Origin of the sequence: Pedobacter cryoconitis, assembly GCF_014200605.1 — a bacterium.
Taxonomy (GTDB): domain Bacteria; phylum Bacteroidota; class Bacteroidia; order Sphingobacteriales; family Sphingobacteriaceae; genus Pedobacter; species Pedobacter cryoconitis_B.
In genome coordinates, this window is sequence record NZ_JACHCE010000002.1 from 564,544 (window position 1) to 585,475 (window position 20,932).

Annotated in this window: 18 protein-coding genes; 8 read left to right on the top strand and 10 right to left on the bottom strand. The window is 39.7% G+C overall.

Annotated features, from left to right (window positions below; all coding sequences use genetic code 11):
- Positions 1–17: 17 nt before the first annotated feature.
- From HDE68_RS08550 to HDE68_RS08565, 4 genes are read left to right on the top strand one after another with little or no spacing between them, the layout of a single operon-like run.
- Positions 18–629: a ribonuclease HII gene (locus tag HDE68_RS08550; protein WP_183880922.1), complete on the top strand. Its 612-nt coding sequence runs from the start codon at positions 18–20 to the stop codon at positions 627–629.
- Positions 630–646: 17 nt separating this feature from the next.
- Entirely contained in the window at positions 647–1,849 is a 1,203-nt protein-coding gene (locus tag HDE68_RS08555) for a glycosyltransferase family 4 protein (protein ID WP_183880924.1), read from the top strand.
- A 41-nt stretch (positions 1,850–1,890) separates the two neighbouring features.
- A complete protein-coding gene (gcvT, locus tag HDE68_RS08560) occupies positions 1,891–2,970 on the top strand; it encodes a glycine cleavage system aminomethyltransferase GcvT (RefSeq protein ID WP_183880926.1) in 1,080 nt (359 codons plus the stop codon).
- Positions 2,971–2,988: 18 nt separating this feature from the next.
- Positions 2,989–3,711, top strand: a complete 723-nt coding sequence (locus HDE68_RS08565) for a 2-phosphosulfolactate phosphatase (RefSeq protein ID WP_183880928.1) — start codon at positions 2,989–2,991, stop codon at positions 3,709–3,711.
- On the opposite strand, the gene HDE68_RS08570 is transcribed toward HDE68_RS08565, so the two are convergent.
- Entirely contained in the window at positions 3,706–4,500 is a 795-nt protein-coding gene (locus tag HDE68_RS08570; RefSeq protein ID WP_183880930.1) for a patatin-like phospholipase family protein, read from the bottom strand. The two genes, HDE68_RS08565 and HDE68_RS08570, sit on opposite strands and share 6 nt — an antisense overlap.
- Before the next feature lie 6 nt (positions 4,501–4,506).
- On the bottom strand, positions 4,507–5,538 hold the full coding sequence (gene gldB, locus HDE68_RS08575; RefSeq protein WP_183880932.1) for a gliding motility lipoprotein GldB: 1,032 nt from the start codon (positions 5,536–5,538) through the stop codon (positions 4,507–4,509).
- Between the two features lie 113 nt (positions 5,539–5,651).
- Between gldB and HDE68_RS08580 the strand changes: the two genes are divergently transcribed.
- The 3 genes from HDE68_RS08580 to HDE68_RS08590 all read left to right on the top strand — a co-directional run bounded on the left by HDE68_RS08580 (position 5,652) and on the right by HDE68_RS08590 (position 9,669).
- Positions 5,652–6,326 (top strand): porin family protein, encoded by a 675-nt coding sequence (locus tag HDE68_RS08580; RefSeq protein ID WP_183880933.1) that lies wholly within the window; start codon positions 5,652–5,654, stop codon positions 6,324–6,326.
- Between the two features lie 6 nt (positions 6,327–6,332).
- The gene (locus HDE68_RS08585) at positions 6,333–7,970 is read left to right on the top strand and encodes an NAD+ synthase (protein ID WP_183880935.1); all 1,638 of its coding nucleotides are present in this window, start codon (positions 6,333–6,335) and stop codon (positions 7,968–7,970) included.
- A gap of 640 nt (positions 7,971–8,610) precedes the next feature.
- Positions 8,611–9,669 carry a hypothetical protein gene (locus HDE68_RS08590; protein ID WP_183880937.1) on the top strand — a complete coding sequence of 353 codons (1,059 nt, stop codon included), beginning with the start codon at positions 8,611–8,613 and terminating at the stop codon, positions 9,667–9,669.
- Between the two features lie 55 nt (positions 9,670–9,724).
- Here HDE68_RS08590 and lnt read toward each other — a convergent pair whose 3' ends face one another.
- The 3 genes from lnt to rsmI form a co-directional block, all read right to left on the bottom strand.
- Positions 9,725–11,353, bottom strand: coding sequence for an apolipoprotein N-acyltransferase (gene lnt / locus HDE68_RS08595; RefSeq protein WP_183880939.1), 1,629 nt, complete (start codon positions 11,351–11,353; stop codon positions 9,725–9,727).
- A gap of 15 nt (positions 11,354–11,368) precedes the next feature.
- The gene (locus HDE68_RS08600) at positions 11,369–12,019 is read right to left on the bottom strand and encodes a PH domain-containing protein (RefSeq protein WP_183880941.1); all 651 of its coding nucleotides are present in this window, start codon (positions 12,017–12,019) and stop codon (positions 11,369–11,371) included.
- A 91-nt stretch (positions 12,020–12,110) separates the two neighbouring features.
- A complete protein-coding gene (rsmI, locus tag HDE68_RS08605) occupies positions 12,111–12,821 on the bottom strand; it encodes a 16S rRNA (cytidine(1402)-2'-O)-methyltransferase (RefSeq protein ID WP_183881745.1) in 711 nt (236 codons plus the stop codon).
- 44 nt (positions 12,822–12,865) lie between these two features.
- On the opposite strand from rsmI, the gene serS reads away from it, so the two are divergent.
- The gene (gene serS, locus HDE68_RS08610; protein WP_183880942.1) at positions 12,866–14,137 is read left to right on the top strand and encodes a serine--tRNA ligase; all 1,272 of its coding nucleotides are present in this window, start codon (positions 12,866–12,868) and stop codon (positions 14,135–14,137) included.
- Between the two features lie 123 nt (positions 14,138–14,260).
- Here serS and HDE68_RS08615 read toward each other — a convergent pair whose 3' ends face one another.
- The 5 genes from HDE68_RS08615 to ileS form a co-directional block, all read right to left on the bottom strand.
- A complete protein-coding gene (locus HDE68_RS08615; protein ID WP_183880944.1) occupies positions 14,261–14,569 on the bottom strand; it encodes a hypothetical protein in 309 nt (102 codons plus the stop codon).
- A 188-nt stretch (positions 14,570–14,757) separates the two neighbouring features.
- Positions 14,758–15,453, bottom strand: coding sequence for an SIMPL domain-containing protein (locus HDE68_RS08620; RefSeq protein WP_183880946.1), 696 nt, complete (start codon positions 15,451–15,453; stop codon positions 14,758–14,760).
- Between the two features lie 938 nt (positions 15,454–16,391).
- Positions 16,392–16,994 (bottom strand): lipoprotein signal peptidase, encoded by a 603-nt coding sequence (locus HDE68_RS08625; protein ID WP_183880948.1) that lies wholly within the window; start codon positions 16,992–16,994, stop codon positions 16,392–16,394.
- Entirely contained in the window at positions 16,994–17,377 is a 384-nt protein-coding gene (locus tag HDE68_RS08630; protein WP_041885291.1) for a TraR/DksA family transcriptional regulator, read from the bottom strand. Before HDE68_RS08630 ends, HDE68_RS08625 begins: the two co-directional genes overlap by 1 nt.
- A gap of 5 nt (positions 17,378–17,382) precedes the next feature.
- Positions 17,383–20,775: an isoleucine--tRNA ligase gene (gene ileS / locus HDE68_RS08635; RefSeq protein ID WP_183880950.1), complete on the bottom strand. Its 3,393-nt coding sequence runs from the start codon at positions 20,773–20,775 to the stop codon at positions 17,383–17,385.
- Between the last annotated feature and the right edge of the window lie 157 nt (positions 20,776–20,932).

Sequence of the window (20,932 nt, forward strand, 5' to 3'; positions counted from 1 at the left end):
CTTTAACTTTGCCCGATATGTTATTGAACTGTTTTCAACAAGAATTTTTAGAAGCGGGTTGTGATGAAGCCGGCAGAGGTTGTTTAGCCGGACCTGTTTACGCGGCCGCAGTAATTTTACCGCTCGACTTTACTGCCGGAGAGTTGAATGACTCCAAAAAATTAACACATAAACAGCGGGTAGCTTTAAGACATATTATTGAAAAAGAAGCTGTAGCGTGGGCTGTAGGAATTGTTGATAACAACGAAATAGATGAAATTAATATCCTGAATGCTTCATTTCTGGCTATGCACAGGGCCATTGAACAACTGGTTGTTCAGCCAGGATATTTAAGTATAGATGGAAACCGTTTTAAAACATATCCTGATATTCCGCATAGTTGTATTGTTAAAGGAGATGGTAAATATTTGAATATTGCTGCCGCTTCTATACTGGCGAAAACACACCGTGATGAGTACATGGACAATCTTTCTGCACAATTCCCAGCTTATCAGTGGCAGCAGAATAAAGGTTATCCTACTAAAGTTCACCGTTCGGCAGCTTTGCTTCACGGGCTTACTCCATATCACCGTAAAACTTTTGCAATAAGTGATCCTGAAATAATTCTCGTTACAGATAATGCCGGATAATTCGTATTTTCACCTTATTGAAAACACTTATACTCAGCAACCGTGTTCCCTTTCCTCCAAACAGTGGTTATCCTATCGTAGTTTACAATACGATGAAAGGATTACTGAATCTGGGGGTGGATATTACTTTGTTCAGTATTAACACCAATAAACATCGTGTAGATGTAGATGACATCTATGATCCTGTATATGATCAGATTAAATTTCACTCTTTTGATCTGGATACGGAGGTTAATCTATGGGGTGCATTTTTCAATATCTTTTCCAATGAATCTTATAACGTCTCTAGATTTTACGATGACGATGCGGCGAAGCTGCTGGAAAATATTCTTCGTGAAAATGAATTTGATATTATCCAGTTTGAAGGGCTATTTGTGGTTCCCTATCTTGATGTTGTTAAAACAAACAGTAAAGCAAAACTGATTTATCGTGCACACAATATTGTTTTTGACGTTTGGGAAAGGTTAGCGAATTCAGAACGTTTTACACCCAGACGTAAATATCTCCAGTTTTTATCCCGCAGGTTAAAAATTTATGAGACTGAACAAATTAATCGTTTTCATCAGATTTTTGCAATCAGTCAGCCAGACCGTTTAAGCATTCTTTCTTTTGGCTGTGAGATTGGTATAGAAGTATTCCCTGTAGCCCTGGATTTCGAAAAATATACTATTGACCAGTCTAAAACCAGTTTCCCTACTTTATTCCATTTAGGGGCTATGGATTGGCGGCCTAATAAGGAAGGGCTGGAATGGTTTATAGAAGAAATCTGGCCGGATATAGAGAAACTAAGCTCAGAACTCCGGTTTTATGTGGCTGGTAAAAGTATGCCGCAGCATTTTTATGATTATGATTCCGATAACCTGGTCGTGGAAGGCGAGGTTTTCGATGCGATAGAATTTATGAATTCGAAGGCGATTATGATTGTCCCTTTGCTTTCGGGTAGTGGAATGCGGGTGAAAATCATTGAAGGTATGGCGATGAAAAAATGCATTATTGCTACGACCTATGCTGCAGAAGGGCTTAACTGTGAAAATGGTAAAGATATCCTGATTGCTGATACTGCTGATGAGTTTTACCGCTGTATTTTACAATGTATTACCCATCCGAACAGATGGCGTGAAATTGGTGAAAATGCCCGCAGGACAGCAGAAAGAGATCACAACCTGTCCACTATTTCGCTAAGGATGCTGAATGTCTATGAGCGATTAGTAAATGGATAATTTTTATGTACTTTTGCCCTCAATTTTAAGAGCAATATCGCATGAATAATACCGCATTAACAGAAAAACATATTTCATTAGGAGCCAAAATGGTTCCATTTGCAGGATACAATATGCCCGTTCAATACGAAGGCATTAATGCAGAACATGCTACAGTTAGAAAAGCCGTAGGCGTTTTTGACGTAAGCCACATGGGTGAATTCATCCTTAAAGGTGAAAATGCATTGGACCTGATTCAACGTGTAATCAGTAATGATGCTTCAAAATTATATGATGGTAAAGTTCAGTATGCTTATCTTCCAAACGAAGATGGTGGTATTGTAGACGATTTACTGGTTTACAGAATCGACGAAAAAACTTATATGCTTGTTGTTAACGCTTCAAACATTGAGAAAGACTGGAATTGGATTCAGAAATTCAATACACAGGATGTAGAAATGCACAATATATCTGACAAAACTTCTTTATTAGCGGTTCAGGGACCTAAAGCAGCAGAAGCATTACAAAGCTTAACTGATATTGACCTGGCTTCTATGGAATATTATACTTTCACTAAAGGCGTATTTGCCGGTATAGATAACGTAATTGTTTCTGCAACTGGTTATACAGGTGCCGGCGGTTTTGAGCTGTACTGTGATAATGAGCATGCTGAAAAGTTATGGGATGCCGTTTTCCAGGCAGGGGCAGCATTTAATATTAAGCCAATTGGTTTAGGTGCCCGTGATACTTTACGTTTGGAGATGGGTTTCTGTTTATATGGAAACGACATCGATGATACTACTTCTCCGATTGAAGCTGGTTTAGGATGGGTAACCAAATTCACTAAGGCCTTCACGAATTCAGAAGCATTGCTTGCTGAAAAAGAAGCTGGTGTTAAACGTCGCCTGATTGGTTTTGAAATGATTGACCGTGGTATTCCCCGTCATGATTATGAAATTGTTGATGCAGAAGGAAATGTAATTGGAAAAGTAACTTCAGGTACGCAATCCCCATCTTTACAAAAAGCAATTGGTATGGGTTATGTAACTAAAGCACATGCTAAAGAAGGTACTGAAATTTATATCAGCATCCGCAACACATCAATTAAAGCTAAAATAGTAAAGTTCCCTTTTTATAAATAATCCGCTGCCGCCCTGATCATGCAAAGAAAGATTGAAGTCTGTTTAACGCCTGCCCTTATAGATTTATACGCTATTGAGCATAGCATTGTCGTAGTTATAGATATTTTAAGAGCGACCTCTTCTATGGTTTATGGAATTGATAATGGCGCACAGGCAATCATTCCGGTAGCTCAGGTCGAAGAATGCATGAGTTATGCAGATAAAGGTTATTTGCTGGCAGCAGAGCGAAACGGGGAAATAGTTGAAGGCTTTGACTTCGGTAATTCCCCGTTTTCCTATACCGCTGAAAAAGTTGCGGGTAAAACTATTGTCCTCACGACTACCAATGGCACTAAGGCGCTTCATTTGGCCAGAAAACGTGCAAGTCGGGTGGTGATTGGTTCTTTCCTGAACCTTGGGGCTTTATGTGAGTGGCTTAAAACTCAGGAAAAAGATGTATTGCTGCTTTGTGCAGGATGGAAAGACCAGTTTAACCTGGAAGATACCATTTTTGCGGGTGCGGTGGTTAGTGAGCTTCGCCAGGGTTTTACACATTATGACGATGCTAGTGTAGCTGCAGAAGATCTTTATCTGCTGGCTAAAGATGATTTAAGAGCCTATATCCATAAATCTTCTCACAGCCACCGTATGGTTGCGCTGAATATAGAAGAAGATGTGAAATTCTGTTTGCAAACTAATATCTGCCAGACAATCCCTGTACTGGAAGGTGATCAGCTTGTCGCTTTGAATACTGGTTTATAAATTATCCGGAGTATTCAGTTCCTTTAACAGCGTTTTAAAACCTTCATGGTGCTGGATTGTTTTGAGCGTTTCCTCATAAGCAAGCCAATAAATTGTTTCAGCCTTTTTCATATCGAAAGTGCTGATTTCACCCATTCCTTTAGGTTCAATTAAAAGGTTACAGAAAGCTGCTTTCTGTTCCATGTCTTTGTTGACAGACATGAGGCCAGCTCTGGCCATTAAAGTGGTGATATGCGTGATGCTGTCTACCGGTTTCAGGTGATTGCAGGAAGATCCTATAATAAAATCGCAGTTGTTTAGTAAAGGCTCAACAGGGAAATTGTTCAGGATTCCTCCGTCTACATACATTTGTCCGTCGATCATAATCGGTTTGAATATTCCAGGGATACAGGAAGAGGCCTGTACAGCTCTGATTAAAGGTCCTTTGGTGAAATAGACTAATCTGCCCTCACTGAAATTTGTCGCTGTAATCGTCAATGGGATTTTCAGGTTTTCTATTTTATTATCCGGAAAAAACTCCTGCAGCAATTGCGCGGTATGTTCAATACTCACTAAACCCAGTGCGCCTAAAGATGGTCTTACGAAACGCAGCAGTTTTGTTTTCATAAAGACGTCCAGTGCATATTCAGGGTCAATTCCTGCAGCATAAAAAGCGCCTACTATAGATCCTGCACTTGTTCCGCTGATATGACTGAATGTTATTCCGGCATTGGTTAATGCTTTTAAAACACCAAGGTGGGCAATTCCCCTGATTCCGCCGCCAGACAAAACAATTCCTACTTTCTTCATATGCTCTTACATTTTGGGTTTATACTTTGCCCCGTTTAATATCTTTTGCGGATCCTGCTCTTTCATCAGTTCCTGCAAGGTAACCTTTGGATTTTCGGCCATATATTTTCTGACCATCTGCCAGCCTATCCATACCCCCAGCTTTGGGGCAGATTCATTTTTCAAACCCAGACCGGGCGTAAAAGGTGCCTCAGTAAGATACATCTGTATTTTCTGACTGTCTGTTTCAAATAAAAGATTATTCTCTATCAGGTATGCCCAGATATTGCCCTCAAAAGTTTTGCACCATTCCAGCTGTTTATCTGTGTATCCGATTTTCAGGGTCTCCGAAGTATTATCCGGTAATACCTGGTCCATAAAATACAAAATCTTTCCATTCTCTACCATTTTTGAAAGTAATGAATGGCTGTCGTCCTTTGATGGAAACAGTTCTTCTCTGGCAAAAGTTTCTGTTATTCTTGGTACTACATAATCGGGTGTAAACCGTCTTGATAAATATAATGGGACGCTTTTTACAATCGCTCTGTAAAATTTACTGTCTTTCCCTAAAAACATGTCGAGGCCTATACCCATATAGCCATCGCCAATAGGGGTTTGAACTGAGAAGCCAGAAATAAAAGAAATGAATTTGGGAACTTTGACCTGAGGATAGTAGTACTTAATGTATTTAAAGGTTTGGGTCAGTTCCTGTTCTATAGGTCTCATGTCTTTAAATACGCTGTCTGCTTCTGCATTCAGATCTGTATAAGCCTGATCCTTATAGAGTGTAGCTAAGATTTCAGCATCACTATAACTTTTGTCGCCCACCATTCTATGGATATAATCATCATAAAAATAGTTGTACTTTTTGCGCAGCAGCAAATCTGTTTCTTCTATATTTTTGTGTTTCCCTGCATATAAGTCCTGATCAAATCTTTCGATCTTAATATCAAGCTTTATATCATCGACATTAGGTTTACCTGCTTGTTTACAGGAAAAAAAAGTGGCTACACACAGAAAAATTAGATAGATTTGGAGATGTTTAACGTTATAGTTCATTGGTAACAAATATAAACAGATCAAGGAGTAAACCATCATGAGCAGGCTTCAAAAAAAAGATACAAATGCCTGTGATCTGCTCCAAACACTTATTATAAACAAATATGATACAAATGAAACAAATAGTTACTGGACTTTTACTGACATTTTTAACCACTGCAGCTTTTGCACAGCAAGGGCAGGAAACTTATTATGGTTTTAGATTAGGCCTGACAGCACATCCAACATTTGGCTGGGCTAAACCTGAGGGCGGTAAAGGCAACGGATTTAGTTTGGGCTTTTCTTATGGTCTGCTTGCTGATTTAAATTTTGCAGAAAATTACAGTCTGGCTACAGGACTGACAATTACGACAATCAATGGGAAGACTTCGGAAATTAATCCAAGCCCATTTTATAATGCGGCAGTTTATCCTGGTAATACTTTATATGATCTGAAATATAAAATGCAGTATCTGGAGGTTCCTTTGACGTTGAAATTGAAAACTGATAAGATAGGGGATGTACGCTGGTATGGACAATTCGGTCTTTCTAATGGTTTTAATATTGGCGCCAGACAGGATGTGTCAGTTGCCGGCAAATCTATTGTTAGTGATGAGTCTATTAAAAAGAATACTAACTTTTACCGCGCTGGTTTGATTGTTGGTGCAGGATTGGAATATGATGTCGCAAAACATACGAGTGTAACGACGGGATTAACGCTTAATAATGGATTTACTGATATTTCTTCTGCATCTGGCAGAAATGTTCGTAATCATTATATAGGTTTGAATATAGGGGTATTCTTTTAGCAGATTATGAAGATAGCATTAGCGCAGCTCAATTACCATATTGGTAATTTTGAAAGCAATACAAAAAAAATAATAGACCATATTAAACTGGCAAAAGCCGATGGGGCAGATCTTGTTGTATTTGCAGAGCTGGCAGTCTGTGGTTACCCACCGCGTGATTTTCTGGAATTTGAAGAGTTCATTTCTTTATGCGAGGATGCGGGAAAAGAGATCGCTGAACATTGTGACGGAATAGCTTGTATTGTAGGTTTGCCTGTACGCAATGAGCAGGCGGCTGGTAAGGATTTATTTAATGCAGCATATTTTATTGAAGATAAAAAGATAAGGTCGGTTGCTAAAAAAGCATTACTGCCTAATTATGATGTCTTTGATGAGTACCGCTATTTTGAACCTGCTACACAATTTGAGTGTATTGATTTTAAAGGGGTAAAGATTGCATTAACGATTTGTGAGGATCTCTGGAATATTAATAATAATCCGCTGTATGTTTCTAATCCAATGGATGAGCTGATTCAGGAGAACCCTGATGTGATGATTAATATCGCCGCTTCTCCGTTTTCTTATCAGCATGATGATGAACGCAGGGTTGTACTGTCGGATAATGCGAAAAAGTATAAGTTACCTTTGTTATATGTGAACCAGGTTGGTGCACAGACGGAGATCATTTTTGATGGCGGTTCTATGGTTTTTGACCAGGATGGAAATATGCTGGATGAAATGGATTATTTTAAGGAGCAGCTTAAGATTTATACGTTTGAGGAAGGGAATATTGAAGGGGTTGCTCAGGAGCATCAGCCAGTGTCTGATATCGCCCAGATTCATGATGCACTTGTTTTAGGGATTCAGGATTATTTTGTGAAGTCTGGCTTTTCTAAAGCGGTACTGGGCTTGTCTGGTGGAATAGATTCTGCGATTGTTTGCGCACTGGCCTGCCGCGCACTGGGACCGGAGAATGTGATGGCGGTTTTAATGCCGAGTAAGTATTCTTCTGATCATTCTATTAAGGATGCACTGGATCTGGTAGAGAATTTTGGCTGCAAACATGAGATAATTTCTATTGCGGAAGCAGCCGATGCTTTTGATAGCATGATGGCTGGCGCGTTTAAAGGTTTGCCTTTTAATTTGACGGAAGAGAATATTCAGGCAAGAAGCAGAGGGATTGTAGTGATGGCGATGTCTAATAAGTTTGGTTATATTTTACTGAATACTTCTAATAAAAGTGAGTGCGCTGTAGGGTATGGAACATTGTATGGCGATATGTGTGGTGCGATAGGAGTGATTGGAGATGTGTATAAGACGCAGATTTATGAGCTTGCACATTATATCAATAAAGATGGAGAGGTTATTCCTGAGAATACGATCGTTAAGCCGCCTTCGGCGGAATTAAGGCCGGGACAGAAGGATTCTGACTCTCTGCCGGATTATGATACGCTGGATACGATTCTTTTCCAGTTTATTGAACTGAAAAAGACTTCGAAGGATATTATTAAAATGGGGTTTGAAGAAGGGTTAGTGAGAAGGATTATTAAGATGGTGAATGGCGCGGAATTTAAAAGATACCAGACTCCGCCGATTTTAAGGGTTTCTCCGAAGGCTTTTGGTAGTGGTAGGAGGATGCCAATCGTCGGTAAATATCTTACTTAGGTTTCTTCTTCCAACTGTGAAGATAATAAAAACAGCCTTGCTGTATTTACTGGCTGACGTTCCCTCTGCGAGGGCCCTGATGCCAGAAATACAGCAAGACTGTTTTTTTATTTTAAAGATAGTTGGACGGAGAAACCCAACCGGATACAATGGCCCGGACTGATGGGCATTTAGATTGGTTGGGAAAGGAGGAAAACTAGGTGGTTAGCCTTTTTAGGATTGCTAATTGGTTATACTTTTAGGATAGCTGATTGGTTATACTTTTAGGATAGCTGATTGGTTATACTTTTAGGATAGCTGGTTGGTTATGCTTTTAGGATTGCTGGTTAGATAGACTTTTAGGACTGCTGGTTGGTTATGCTTTTAGGATTACTGGTTGGTTATACTTTTAGGATTACTGGTTGGTTGTACTTTTAGGATTGCTGGTTAGATAGACTTTTAGGATTACTGTTTGGTTACACTTTTAGGATTGCTAATTGGTTATACTTTTAGGATTGCTTTTGATCGGGCTTTTGGCTTGATTTATGGTGGGTTTTGATGGATTGCCTTGTGGTGATCATTTTGATGTTTTTGAATGAAGAAATTATCTGGGTCTGGCTTTTTTGTTATTTGTTTGATGTGCTTTTTTAGCGCAAAGTCTATGGGTTTTGAGCTAGCTAATCCGAAGGATTCTGTAGGGCTTATAGAGCAGCCGGTGACAATAAATTTAATGCCGGGACAAAATATGAAGACGCTTGGCCGCAGGTTATATCTTCCTATCAGATATATTGGGACTGATAAGGTAAAACTTAGGGTGGTCTTTGATACGGGGTCTCAGGGATTGATCCTGGAGGCCAAAAGCTTATTACCGGCTTCACTGGTCGCAGATACCGGAATTGTATTTAAGGATAAGGATTCTTTAATGCTGAATGGGATTACTGTAACCAGGACTAAGACCAAGTCCAGCTATGGCGGAACACGTTCCTACTATGGGAATATTGCTTATGCCCCGATTGTAATAGGGGACAAGATGGGACAGGTCAGGACAAAGAGAATGCCCTTTATTCTGGTTTATCACGGCGTTTATGACCTGACCGGAAAGCCTGCTAAGGTAGATCAGCATTGTGATGGGGTCGCCGGAGTGAGCTCTGGTGGGGAGATGAAGACAGGTTTGGTCTTTAAACGGGAGAATGTAGTTAGCCCCTTTAATTATTTGAGTTTTGGAAATAGTGTAGAGGCTGGGTTTATCCTTTCACCTCTTGACAGGGTTAAATGGGAAGGGGTTTCTGCTATGGAAGGAAATTCTGGACAGCCTTTACTGACTTTAGGGATCACTGAACAGGCAAAGAAAGGGTTTGTATTACATCGTCAAATGGCCGGAAATGGCCGGTTCTATCCCTATGTCAGGGGGATTATTAGCTATAGTGGAGTGGTAATTTCTCCGTCTTATGTTTTATTTGATTCAGGAAATCCTGCCGGAGGGGTAATTTATGAACCCGATAAAAGCAAGAAAGGGAAAATGGAAGCGGGAGTGGCAATCAGGTTTGTCAGTGATGAAGGCGCCATCTATGATTATGCAGTTAATAATAGCAATTATAAGACGACGCTTGATGCACGCAAAAGTAAATCGGTGTCTATTATAGGGATTAACTTTTTTCTGGAAAACTCCTTTATGCTAAATTATGCCAGTCACACTATCGGTATTAAGCCTGTTCTTTAATTTGTTTTTAAAGAAAGAGCAAATTGTTTATAGGGTGACCGGCTATTGTTTTTGTTTATGCTTTCTTCTTTTTGAAGAAGGTATTGTAAGGGATAAATAATGCCAGTACGATACCAATTATACCCAGAAGCTGAGCAATGATATCTCCGCTTTTTACATAAAGGGTAAGCTGATCATTCAGGTTCACATCCATTTTCAATGCGTCACGTGTCCACCATTTAGATTGTTTTACAATATCCCCGCGCTGGTTAATGAAGCCCGAGATACCGGTATTGGCAGAACGGACTACCCATCTGCGGGTTTCAATTGCACGCAGTTTAGCATACAGGAAATGCTGGTCTTTACCAGAGGTATTTCCCCACCAGCCATCGTTCGTGATGATCGCGATGAGCTGAGCCCCGTTTTTAACAGATTCTCCAATCCAGCTTCCCCAAAGGGATTCATAACAGATAACAGGTGCCACGCCTACGCCATTCTGAGAGTAAAATACACCTGGGTTTTCCTGCCATCCCCAACCGGAAACAGTACCTCCAAGGCCCGCAAAAACCGGGGCAAGGAAGGATAAGGCTTTTGGAAAGGGCATTTTTTCTACGCCAGGTACCAGTTTTGATTTGTGGTAGAACTGAACATTTGCCGAGTTCTCAACCTGCATAGCCGAATTGAAGTTGTCGTAGTATTGATTGTTCTCAGGATCGAATTTAGCTGAGATAGTACTTTTGTCATTGTAGAACTTAAGACTTTCTATTCCTGTGATCAGGGTCCCGTTTTTGTATTTATTCAGGAAGGATTGTGCAGCCATGTATTCTGAAGTACTGCGAATGCGATCCTCATTAGCATAACTGGGGATGGCAGTTTCTGGCCATATGAAATATTCTGTGTTGACCTGGGCTACAGAGTCTGATAAATGAGTCAGGGTTTTCAACTGCTCGGCAGGGGTAATGCCTCCCATTTTTTCGTAAGGATCAATGTTAGGCTGAACCACCACTACATTAATTGGCAGGCTTTTTTCTTTATAACCATAATATTTCACCAGGGATATCGCAGCCGGAACAATCAGGAAAATCAGCCAGCCCAATGCAGGTCTGATTTTGAGATAACCGGTATTGGATTTAAAGCTTTTATAAGCTTCGAATGCCAGGATATTACTAACCAGAATCCAGATTGAACCACCATAAACTCCGGTCGACTCATACCATTGCGCAAGCTGATGCATACCGGCAAGTCCGTTACCAAGGGTCATCCAGGGGAAAGCGAGGTCCCAGGTGGCATGTAAATACTCCATAGCCACCCAAAAGCTGACTAAAGCAAGGTAGGCTATACGTTTGTTACTGACGATAGTACTGAAACGGTAGTAAAGCCAGAAGGCAAAAGTCATTAACAGGGCTCCGAGTCCGTAAGGAATCAGCGAAATGACCAGCGCAACAGCAGGATTGTTATAGGCACTGATAGCGTTGTATACCCAATAGATGCAAGCGGTGTTCCAAACCAGAAAGGCAAGGCCCGCAGTCAGGAAAACCTTTTTACCTGTTTTCTTTTCTCTTTGAGCGATGATTTGATCCAATGCAATAAACAAGGGCACAAAACCGATGAAGAGAAGGGGGGCGGCAAAAGTATGCGGTGGCCATGCCAGCCATAATAAAAATGCAGTTAATAGGGCGAGCAGGTAGGTTTGTATCGCTTTCATGGATTGGGTATATGCTTAGAAAGTATCTAATATGTCGGCTTTTTTAGCCTCGTATTCAGCTTGGGTAATTAATTGTTTGTCGTATAAAGTTTTTAGCTTCCTTAGCTTCAGGGTAGTCTCATCTTCAGGCTCTTCTACGGGTACAGGTGGAACATAAGTCTCAGCCACAGGTTCCTCCGCAGGGATGCTTTCCGGAATAATTGTTTCGATCACAGGTGCCGCAGGTGCAGGTTGCTGTGCTCTTTTATCTTCAAGCTCAGCCTGTCTTAATTGCTCCTTGTAGGCTTCCAGTTGCTCGTAAGCCGCCTGATATAGTTTTCTTGCCTGTACTTTAGGGATATATTCAGTGATGATGTTCTCCCCATGCTGCGGTACACAGATGAATTTAGAACCAAATATTTCTTCTTTGAAAGAAATCTCCTTAATGCTTTTCCAGGAGATGTCCTTGAAGTTCATCGTGATACCGAAATTGGCAGGCTCACAATAAAAGATGCGTTTATTACTCACTACAATACAATCAGGAAGAAGATTTACTGCAGGTCTTTTTTGTACCGCAAGGTAGATCAGTTCTTCGTTGGTAGTCAGCATATCGTTCAGCTTGCCTAAAACTTTTTCAACAGCCTTAGGATCTTGCTCATCGCTCAAAAATCTATCTATTAAAATCATATTGTTTAATTTTAAGCTCTTAGAGCCTGTTTATAATTTATAAGAAACTGTTTAAGTCTAAACAGCTTCCATTGATTCTGCTCCACAGGAATTAATCCTTTTCGTAAGAGCGCTTTTCTTTCCTGGTTTCTTCTTTACCAGCAACACAAATTACAAATTCACCTTTTAAAATATTGTTTTCAAAGTGTGATTTTATTTCCACTAAAGTACCTCTAACGGTTTCTTCATACATTTTAGTCAGTTCCCTGCTGACAGAGGCCTGTCTCTCTTCCCCAAAAAACCGGGCAAATTCTTCCAGTGTTTTTAATAAGCGATGGGGACTCTCATAAAGGATGATCGTCCTTTCTTCGTCTGCAAGTTTCTTCATACGGGTTTGTCTGCCCTTTTTAACGGGCAAAAATCCTTCGAAAACAAAAGCATCTGTAGGCAAACCAGAGTTAACCAATGCTGGTACGAAAGCCGTGGCACCCGGTAAACATTCTACAGGTAAATCATTTTTTAACACTTCTCTGACCAGGAAAAAGCCGGGATCAGAGATTGCAGGTGTTCCCGCATCCGAGATCAGAGCCACATTTTTACCTTCCTTCAGAAATTTGATGATCTCTGAGGTAGCCTTATGCTCATTATGCTGATGATGTGAGTAGGCCTTTTTATCAATGCCGAAATGCTTCAATAAAGGGGCACTTGTACGGGTATCCTCTGCCAGAATAACATCTGCTTCCTTTAAAACGCGGACAGCCCTGAAAGTCATATCTTCAAGATTACCGATTGGTGTAGGAACCAGAAATAGTTTACCGCCCATAATATTCTCCAAACTCTTGTTATATTTGTTAAAAAAATTAAATAATGCTGCAAGTTAACTATATCCGTGAAAATAGAGAGAAAGTTTTAGAACGCTTAGGCGTCCGTAATTTCAAACAACCTGAACTGGTTGATGAAATTATCAAATTAGATGAAGAACGCAGACAGACTCAAACTTCGCTGGATAACCTATCCGCTATCGCTAATGCCAATGCCAAAAAGGTTGGAGAATTGATGCGTACCGGTCAAAAAGAAGAAGCTGAAGCAGTTAAAGCAGAGACTACCTCTAACAAAGAACATATCAAAACGCTTTCTGACCAGTTGAATGTGGTAGAACAGCATTTATATAATGCATTGGTACAATTACCTAATTTACCTGGTGAACAAGTTCCTGCGGGCGCTACACCAGAAGAAAATGAAGTAGTGCTGACGCATGGTGCTCCTGCAGAACTGCATGATAAAGCTTTACCGCACTGGGAACTGACGGCAAAATATGATATTATAGATTTTGAACTGGGAACTAAAATTACTGGTGCAGGTTTTCCTGTCTATAAAGGCAAAGGAGCCCGTTTACAGCGTGCCCTGATTAATTTCTTCCTGGACCGTGCTACAGAGCAGGGCTACAGAGAAATGCAGGTCCCTTTGATGGTGAATGAAGCTTCGGGTTTCGGAACAGGTCAGTTACCTGATAAAGAAGGACAGATGTATCATTCTACAGTAGATAATCTTTATCTGATCCCTACTGCCGAAGTACCTGTGACTAACCTTTACCGTGATGTCATTTTGAAAGAAGAGGAATTACCAATTAAAAATACAGCTTATACTCCTTGTTTCCGTCGTGAAGCAGGCTCATATGGAGCGCACGTACGTGGATTAAACAGGCTGCACCAATTTGATAAAGTAGAGCTGGTACAGGTAGTACATCCTGATAAATCATACGAAGTACTGGAAGAGATGAGTGCTTATGTACAGGAGCTTTTAAAAGATCTTGGCTTGCACTTCCGTGTATTACGTTTATGCGGTGGTGATATGGGCTTTGTTTCAGCGATGACTTACGACATGGAAGTATGGAGTGCGGCACAGCAGCGCTGGCTGGAGGTTTCTTCTGTTTCTAACTTTGAGGCTTATCAGACTAACCGTTTGAAATTAAGATTTAAAGGAAATACAGGAAAAACACAATTGGCGCATACTTTAAATGGTAGTGCTTTAGCCTTGCCGCGTATTGTAGCTGCCATTCTGGAAAACTATCAGACAGAAGATGGTATTAACATCCCGGAAGTTCTGGTAAAATATACTGGATTTGATCGTATAGATTAATCCTTTCGTCAATTGTAAACGTAAATTCTGCTGATCCTTGTTATTTATCTGCAGAAACGACCTGAAAAAGCGGGTGTTCAATAAAGAACACCCGCTTTTTCAGGTCAGTTAATCCTGGTTTGATTACAAGATCAGGATTAATAATAAAATGATGATAATAATTGCACCAACAGAAAGATAGATACCTCCACCCATACCGCGGGCTTGTTTTTTCATTTCTCTAAGTTCTTTGCGCAATTCTTTTTTCTCAGCTCTGGACATATTAGATTTATCCATTGCTCTGATTTCTTCTACACGGTTAGTGATCTTTTCCAGCTGAATTTTCTGTTCAGTGGTCATCTCAACTTTGTCTTTAGTTGTGGCAGCAGAGACTGTGTTCGCACTAACTCCTAAAAGGAAGACTAACAAGAAAGAGTAGATTAATTTTTTCATGGGTTTGTTATTTAAATTGTTGGGGTTTTGACAGATTAAGATTATAACAAAAAACCTACCAAATTGTTGGTAGGTTTTCTTTGTATTGAATTAATACTTAGTTGCCAGTATTTTAGCTAAATCGCGGGCAATTTAAATGAAGCAGCATTGGCATCAGGTCTAAATATAATGTATGCTGTAATAGTCACTTATTTAATTTCAAAAACTGTATTCATTACATAGCTCAATTTGATCTTCTTGAAATCGATCTCAGGTGCGCTGCCACCATCATCAGCCATAGAAGCTTTCATCATCATATTTGCACGGTAAACAGGGTAGCTCTCATTATTTTGTTCCTGAATATCGATTACGCTGCCCAATTGATTTCCCAGTGCTTCTACCAAATAAGTTGCTTTTGCTTTTGCAGCCTGTAAAGCTTTAATCTTCAATTCTTTCTTTAGCGGTTCAATTTTGGAATAATCGTAGCTATCCACATTGGTATAAGCTACACCTTTAGGGTCAACAGAACCAATGATCTCGTTCCATTTATTCAGGTCAGTAACCTTAAGGCGGTATTGTTTGCTCACTAAGAAATCAGGATTTTTCTTTTTCTCAGGGGCGGTATTGAAGCTCGATAAGCTATTGATTGTTAAATTCTCTTTAGAGATACCCGCAGATTGTATGGCATTATACAATTGTTTCTCAAGGTCTGTAATTTCAACTTTCTTCTTGCTGTTACCATCTTTCAGATATTCTTTCAGCGAGATGCTGAGATAGATAATATCCGGGGTAACTTCCGTTTCGGCGGTTCCAATAACGGTGATCTTTTTGCGTAAATCTACTTGTTGGGCTATAGCGCTAACACTGATTAGGGTAACAAAGGCAAAGACTAATAACTTTCTCATAATAATATTCAATTTGTGTGTATTTACAGATTAGATGTAAAAACCATGCCGATTCCATAATAAAAACCGAAGAATTTTAATTTCATCTAAATTAAGAATATTCCCCGTCCATACCCTCATTTATTTTATTCATAAAAAATCCCTGAGAATCAGGCCCTTTTGAGCCCATTCAGACAATTCCCTAAAGACCTAAACCCAATAATTCATTCACAATTAATTATAATTCTCTCTATATTGAACAGGCAAACACAGTCATGCCGTCAGAAAATAAATCCCGGTACCCCAATTATATAGTACACCTTATCCAAATAAAGCAGAAGTCAAGATATCTATGTGTCTTTTCGATTGTTTCCTGGCATGTTTTCAATAAGGTTTCTCCCGGGTTGTCTTCAATAAGGCTCTGTTACTTCGGTTTTCCCCTGAATTGTTTTCAATAGGTTTTCTCCTGTGTTGTCTTCAATAAGGCTCTGTTACTTCGGTTTTCTCCTGAATTGTTTTCAATAGGTTTTCTCCTGTGTTGTCTTCAATAAGGCTCTGTTACTTCGGTTTTCTCCTGACATGTTTTCAATAGGTTTTCTCCCGGGTTGTCTTCAATAAGGCTCTGTTACTTCGGTTTTCTCCTGAATTGTTTTCAATAGGTTTTCTCCCGGGTTGTCTTCAATAAGGTTATCTCTATGTGGTTATCTTCTAGTTCGCCAACCAACAACCCACTCACATTTAATCATATTTAATCTCTTTTACCAAGTTGGAAAGCCTTTTTTTAAGCTATTCAACAGGAGTAGAGGAATCAAAACAGGGGCAGTAATTTTGCTGGCATCAGGGCCCTCGCAGAGGGAACGTCCGCCAGTCAAAATAACTGCCCCTGTTTTGATTCCCCCTCCCTTAACCAAAAAAAGGCTTCCCCTTTCGGAAAAGCCTTTTAAATAAGATAAAATAACCTAATCTTCTACGACCTCATTATTCGGCCCAATCTCTTCCTTAACCTCTTCCTTAAAATACTTTTTCTGGAAGATAAGAATAGCGATTACCCCAACAGATATGGCAGCATCTGCGACGTTAAAAACCGGTCTGAAGAAAATATAGTCTTCTCCGCCCCATATAGGCACCCATTTAGGAAAGATACCCTCCATTATCGGAAAGTAAAACATATCCACCACACGGCCGTGAAACAGCGAAGCATAGCCATATATTTTGCCATAAGCAACAGAGTCAATGATATTACCTAATGCCCCTGCAAAAATCAGTGCGACATTAAGTATCAGTCCTCTGTGGTATTTGTGTTTAACCAGGTAAAACAGACCATATCCGATTGCTGCGACCGCAGCAATTCTGAATAATGATAAGGCAAGTTTTCCAAATTCACCACCAAATTCCATTCCGAAGGCCATTCCATTATTCTCCGTAAAATGTATAATAAACCAGTTTCCAATAATTTTGAATTCCTGGCCGATATACATATTAGTTTTAATCCAGGTTTTCAACACCTGATCTACAAGCAGAACAAGGAAGATAACCAGCAAAGGTTTAGAATAGCCTTTCATTATGCCTGCTTCAATTTAGCTTCCATGCTTAAAGTAGCATGAGGTACAGCGCGTAAACGTTCTTTCTGGATTAGTTTACCGGTTTCGCGGCAAATACCATAAGTTTTGTTCTCTATACGTACTAATGCAGCCTCTAAATTCTCAATGAATTTTTTCTGACGTGCGGCTAACTGATTGAGTTGTTCTTTCTCCAATGTGGCTGAACCATCTTCCAAAGTCTTGTAAGTACCTGAAGTATCTTCAGTACCATTAGAATTCGGGCTGCTCAAAGAATTCGTTAAGTTGAGAAATTCCTCTCTCGCCATACGCAGTTTATCCTGGATTAGTTCTTTAAATTCTTGTAGCTCGTTATCTGAGTAACGGGTTTTTGTAGGTTTTTCCATATTAATTATTGTTTTGCAATCAGAATCAGTAACTCAACTTCATCGATTACGATTTTGTTTCCTTTATCTAAATTAGTTGTCAAATTAATATCATCAGCCAATATTTCAGCGCAAATGTATGTTTTATTCTGTGTTACTGCTGCGGAGATCAAATTATGATTTTGTAAACTCACGGTAATACGATCAGTCACTTCAAAATTAAGTTCCTTTCTTAAATTCTGAATTCTGTTGATCAGCTCACGTGATAAACCTTCTTCTTTTAACTCTTCTGTTATTGTAACATCAAGAGCAACAGTGAGGTTACCAATATTTGTCACCTGCCATCCAGGAATATCTTCAGCAATGATTTCAACGTCCTCCAGCAAAATTACATAGCTGGTCTGAGGAACAAGGTAAGAACCTTCTGCTTCAAATTTGCTTAAATCCCCCGGGCTCATACCACTAATTGTTTCAGCTACTGATTTCATGTCTTTGCCCACCTTTGGTCCAAGAGCTTTGAAATTAGGCTTGATCTTTTTCTTGATAAAACCGGCAGTGTCAGTAATATATTCAATATCCTTGATATTAGTCTCAGATAAAATAATTTCTTTAACCAGTTCAACTCTTTCTTTGAAAGTTTTATCCAGTACCGGTAACAATATTTTAGCCAGCGGCTGACGTACATTGATACCCGATTTCTTTCTTAACGAAAGTGCCATAGAAGAAATATTCTGAGCAAGTTCCATGCGCTCATTCAATTCTGTGTCAATCAGTGAATTGTCACCCTCTTTCCACAAACTCAAATGCACCGACTGTTCAGCAGTTTTTTTATTCACTGATAAATTCTGGTATAACCAGTCTGCAAAGAAAGGTGCTACCGGAGACATCAATTGAGATACACTCATTAAACAAGTATATAATGTCTCATAAGCAGCCTTTTTATCATCAGTCATTTCGCCTTTCCAGAAACGGCGGCGTGATAAACGGATATACCAGTTACTTAAATGCTCGTCTACAAAAGTCTGAATAGCTCTTGCTGCTTTAGTAGGCTCATAAGTATTATAACTTTCATCTACTTCATTGATCAGATTCTGTAACAGGGATAAAATCCATCTGTCCAGCTCAGAGCGGTCCTTTACAGGAGTTTCATTATTTTCATCAATCTCAAACTTATCAATATTCGCATATAAAGCGAAGAAAGCATAAGTATTGTAAAGCGTGCCAAAGAACTTACGTCTTACTTCGTCCAGGCCTTCGGTATTGAACTTCAGGTTATCCCATGGAGATGCATTACTGATCATGTACCATCTGGTTGCATCAGCACTATAAGTATCGATTGTATGGAAAGGATCAACACCATTGCCTAAGCGTTTAGACATTTTGTTACCGTTTTTATCCAGTACCAATCCGTTTGAAACGACATTTTTATAGGCAATACCCTGATTACCGATACGCTCATTGATCGCTTTGATTTCGTCGCTGGTCTCACTTAACATGACAGCAATTGCATGTAAAGTAAAGAACCATCCACGGGTCTGATCTACACCTTCAGCGATAAAATCTGCAGGATAAGCATTTTCAAACTCTTCTTTATTTTCAAAAGGGAAATGCCATTGTGCATAAGGCATTGCACCACTATCAAACCATACATCGATCAGGTCGAGCTCACGGGTCATTTTCTCTCCTTTTGAAGAAGTCAGGATGACATCATCCACAAAAGGACGGTGCATATCTTTCAACTCAAAAGCAGCTTCCATAAAGCCAGCATCAACCGATTTTTTGATCTCTGCATTCAGCTCAGCGATAGAGCCGATACATTTTTCTTCCGTACCATCCTGAGTTCTCCAGATTGGCAGCGGAGTTCCCCAATAGCGGGAGCGTGATAAATTCCAGTCTACCAGGTTTTCAAGCCAGTTACCAAAACGGCCTGTTCCCGTAGCTTCCGGTTTCCAGTTGATAGTTTTATTCAAGGCTACCATTTTATCTTTTACCGCCGTAGTTTTAATAAACCAGCTGTCAAGAGGGTAGTACAAAATAGGTTTATCAGTTCTCCAGCAATGCGGATAACTGTGTTCGTATTTTTTAACGTCGAAAGCTTTGTTCTCTTCTTTCAGTTTAATGGCAATCAGGACGTCCGTAGGCTTGAAATCAGGGGCTTTACGTTCCTCATCACTATAATATTCTTCTTTTACATAATAACCTGCAAAATCAGTGACTTCGTCTACAAATTTACCTTGCTTGTTTACTAAAGGAAGTTCATTGCCCTGTTCATCTTTAACCATGACATAAGGCATATCATTTTCTTTCACTACACGAAAATCGTCCGCTCCGAATACAGCTGCAAGATGGACAATACCAGTACCATCTTCTGTAGTCACATAATCAGCAGGGATCACGCGGAATGCTTTTGCTTCTAATTCTGCATTAGTTACATAGGGCATCAGCTGATGATAGTTCAGACCAACCAGATCTTTACCAGTAAACTCGGCCGTGATCGTCCACGGAATCAGTTTATCACCACCTTTATAATCTTCGAAAGAAATGTCTTTAGCTTCTGCTTTGAAATGTTTTCCAATCAGGTCTTTAGCCATTATAACACTAACAGGCAGGAAAGTATACTGATTGAAAGTTTTAACTTTTACGTAATTTATCTTTGCACCAACAGCCAATGCGCCATTTGACGGTAAAGTCCATGGCGTAGTTGTCCAGGCGATAAAAGAAGTTTCTTCTGTATCGTTTTCAAATAATAAAGACATTGCCGGGTGCTGTTGTTCTTTTTTAATAGCGAACTGTGCAGTGATCGAAGTGTCTTTCAGCATTTTATAGGTACCCGGCTGATTCAGCTCATGTGAACTTAATCCTGTTCCCGCTGCAGGGGAATACGGCTGTACGGTATATCCTTTGTATAAAAGGCCTTTGTCGTAAAAAGTCTTTAAGATCCACCACAGAGACTCAATATATTCGTTTTCGTAAGTGATATAAGGTTTCTCCAGGTCTACCCAGTAACCCATTTTCTCGGTAAGGTCATTCCAGATGTCGGTATAACGCATCACCTCTTCACGGCAGGCCGCATTGTATTCTTCTACTGTGATTTTAACCCCGATATCAACTTTCGTGATACCCAGTTTTTTCTCTACAGCAAGCTCAATAGGCAATCCATGGGTATCCCAGCCACCTTTACGTTTTACCTGGAAACCTTTAAGGGTTTTATAACGACAAAAAATATCTTTAATAGCACGAGCCATGACATGGTGAATACCAGGCATGCCGTTTGCTGAAGGCGGGCCCTCATAAAAAGTAAATGGGTTAGATTTTGAGCGGGTAGAAATACTTTTTTCAAATATATTTTCTGCCTTCCAAAATTCCAGTATCTCTTCGCCTATCTTAGGTAGTTCTAATTGTTTAAATTCCCTATACATCAATCCAGTATCTTAAAAAAATGAGGATGCAAAGTTAAGTATTAAGAATTAAAAAAAGGTAGATATTAAGGAAATACATTGATCTTCAAAAACTTAAATTGGTTTGGTTTTTGATGTTTAAATTTATAGTGTATAAATTGATAACCATAATCTCAAG

Coding starts and splice junctions, on each gene's coding strand:
- serS (WP_183880942.1), top strand. CDS start 12,866: ATGCTGCAAGTTAACTATATCCGTGAAAATAGAGAGAAAGTTTTAGAA.
- HDE68_RS08550 (WP_183880922.1), top strand. CDS start 18: ATGTTATTGAACTGTTTTCAACAAGAATTTTTAGAAGCGGGTTGTGAT.
- HDE68_RS08590 (WP_183880937.1), top strand. CDS start 8,611: ATGGGTTTTGAGCTAGCTAATCCGAAGGATTCTGTAGGGCTTATAGAG.
- gcvT (WP_183880926.1), top strand. CDS start 1,891: ATGAATAATACCGCATTAACAGAAAAACATATTTCATTAGGAGCCAAA.
- rsmI (WP_183881745.1), bottom strand. CDS start 12,821: ATGGGCGGTAAACTATTTCTGGTTCCTACACCAATCGGTAATCTTGAA.
- HDE68_RS08580 (WP_183880933.1), top strand. CDS start 5,652: ATGAAACAAATAGTTACTGGACTTTTACTGACATTTTTAACCACTGCA.
- HDE68_RS08630 (WP_041885291.1), bottom strand. CDS start 17,377: ATGGAAAAACCTACAAAAACCCGTTACTCAGATAACGAGCTACAAGAA.
- HDE68_RS08620 (WP_183880946.1), bottom strand. CDS start 15,453: ATGAGAAAGTTATTAGTCTTTGCCTTTGTTACCCTAATCAGTGTTAGC.
- gldB (WP_183880932.1), bottom strand. CDS start 5,538: ATGAACTATAACGTTAAACATCTCCAAATCTATCTAATTTTTCTGTGT.
- HDE68_RS08615 (WP_183880944.1), bottom strand. CDS start 14,569: ATGAAAAAATTAATCTACTCTTTCTTGTTAGTCTTCCTTTTAGGAGTT.
- HDE68_RS08565 (WP_183880928.1), top strand. CDS start 2,989: ATGCAAAGAAAGATTGAAGTCTGTTTAACGCCTGCCCTTATAGATTTA.
- lnt (WP_183880939.1), bottom strand. CDS start 11,353: ATGAAAGCGATACAAACCTACCTGCTCGCCCTATTAACTGCATTTTTA.
- HDE68_RS08625 (WP_183880948.1), bottom strand. CDS start 16,994: ATGAAAGGCTATTCTAAACCTTTGCTGGTTATCTTCCTTGTTCTGCTT.
- ileS (WP_183880950.1), bottom strand. CDS start 20,775: ATGTATAGGGAATTTAAACAATTAGAACTACCTAAGATAGGCGAAGAG.
- HDE68_RS08570 (WP_183880930.1), bottom strand. CDS start 4,500: ATGAAGAAAGTAGGAATTGTTTTGTCTGGCGGCGGAATCAGGGGAATT.
- HDE68_RS08585 (WP_183880935.1), top strand. CDS start 6,333: ATGAAGATAGCATTAGCGCAGCTCAATTACCATATTGGTAATTTTGAA.
- HDE68_RS08600 (WP_183880941.1), bottom strand. CDS start 12,019: ATGATTTTAATAGATAGATTTTTGAGCGATGAGCAAGATCCTAAGGCT.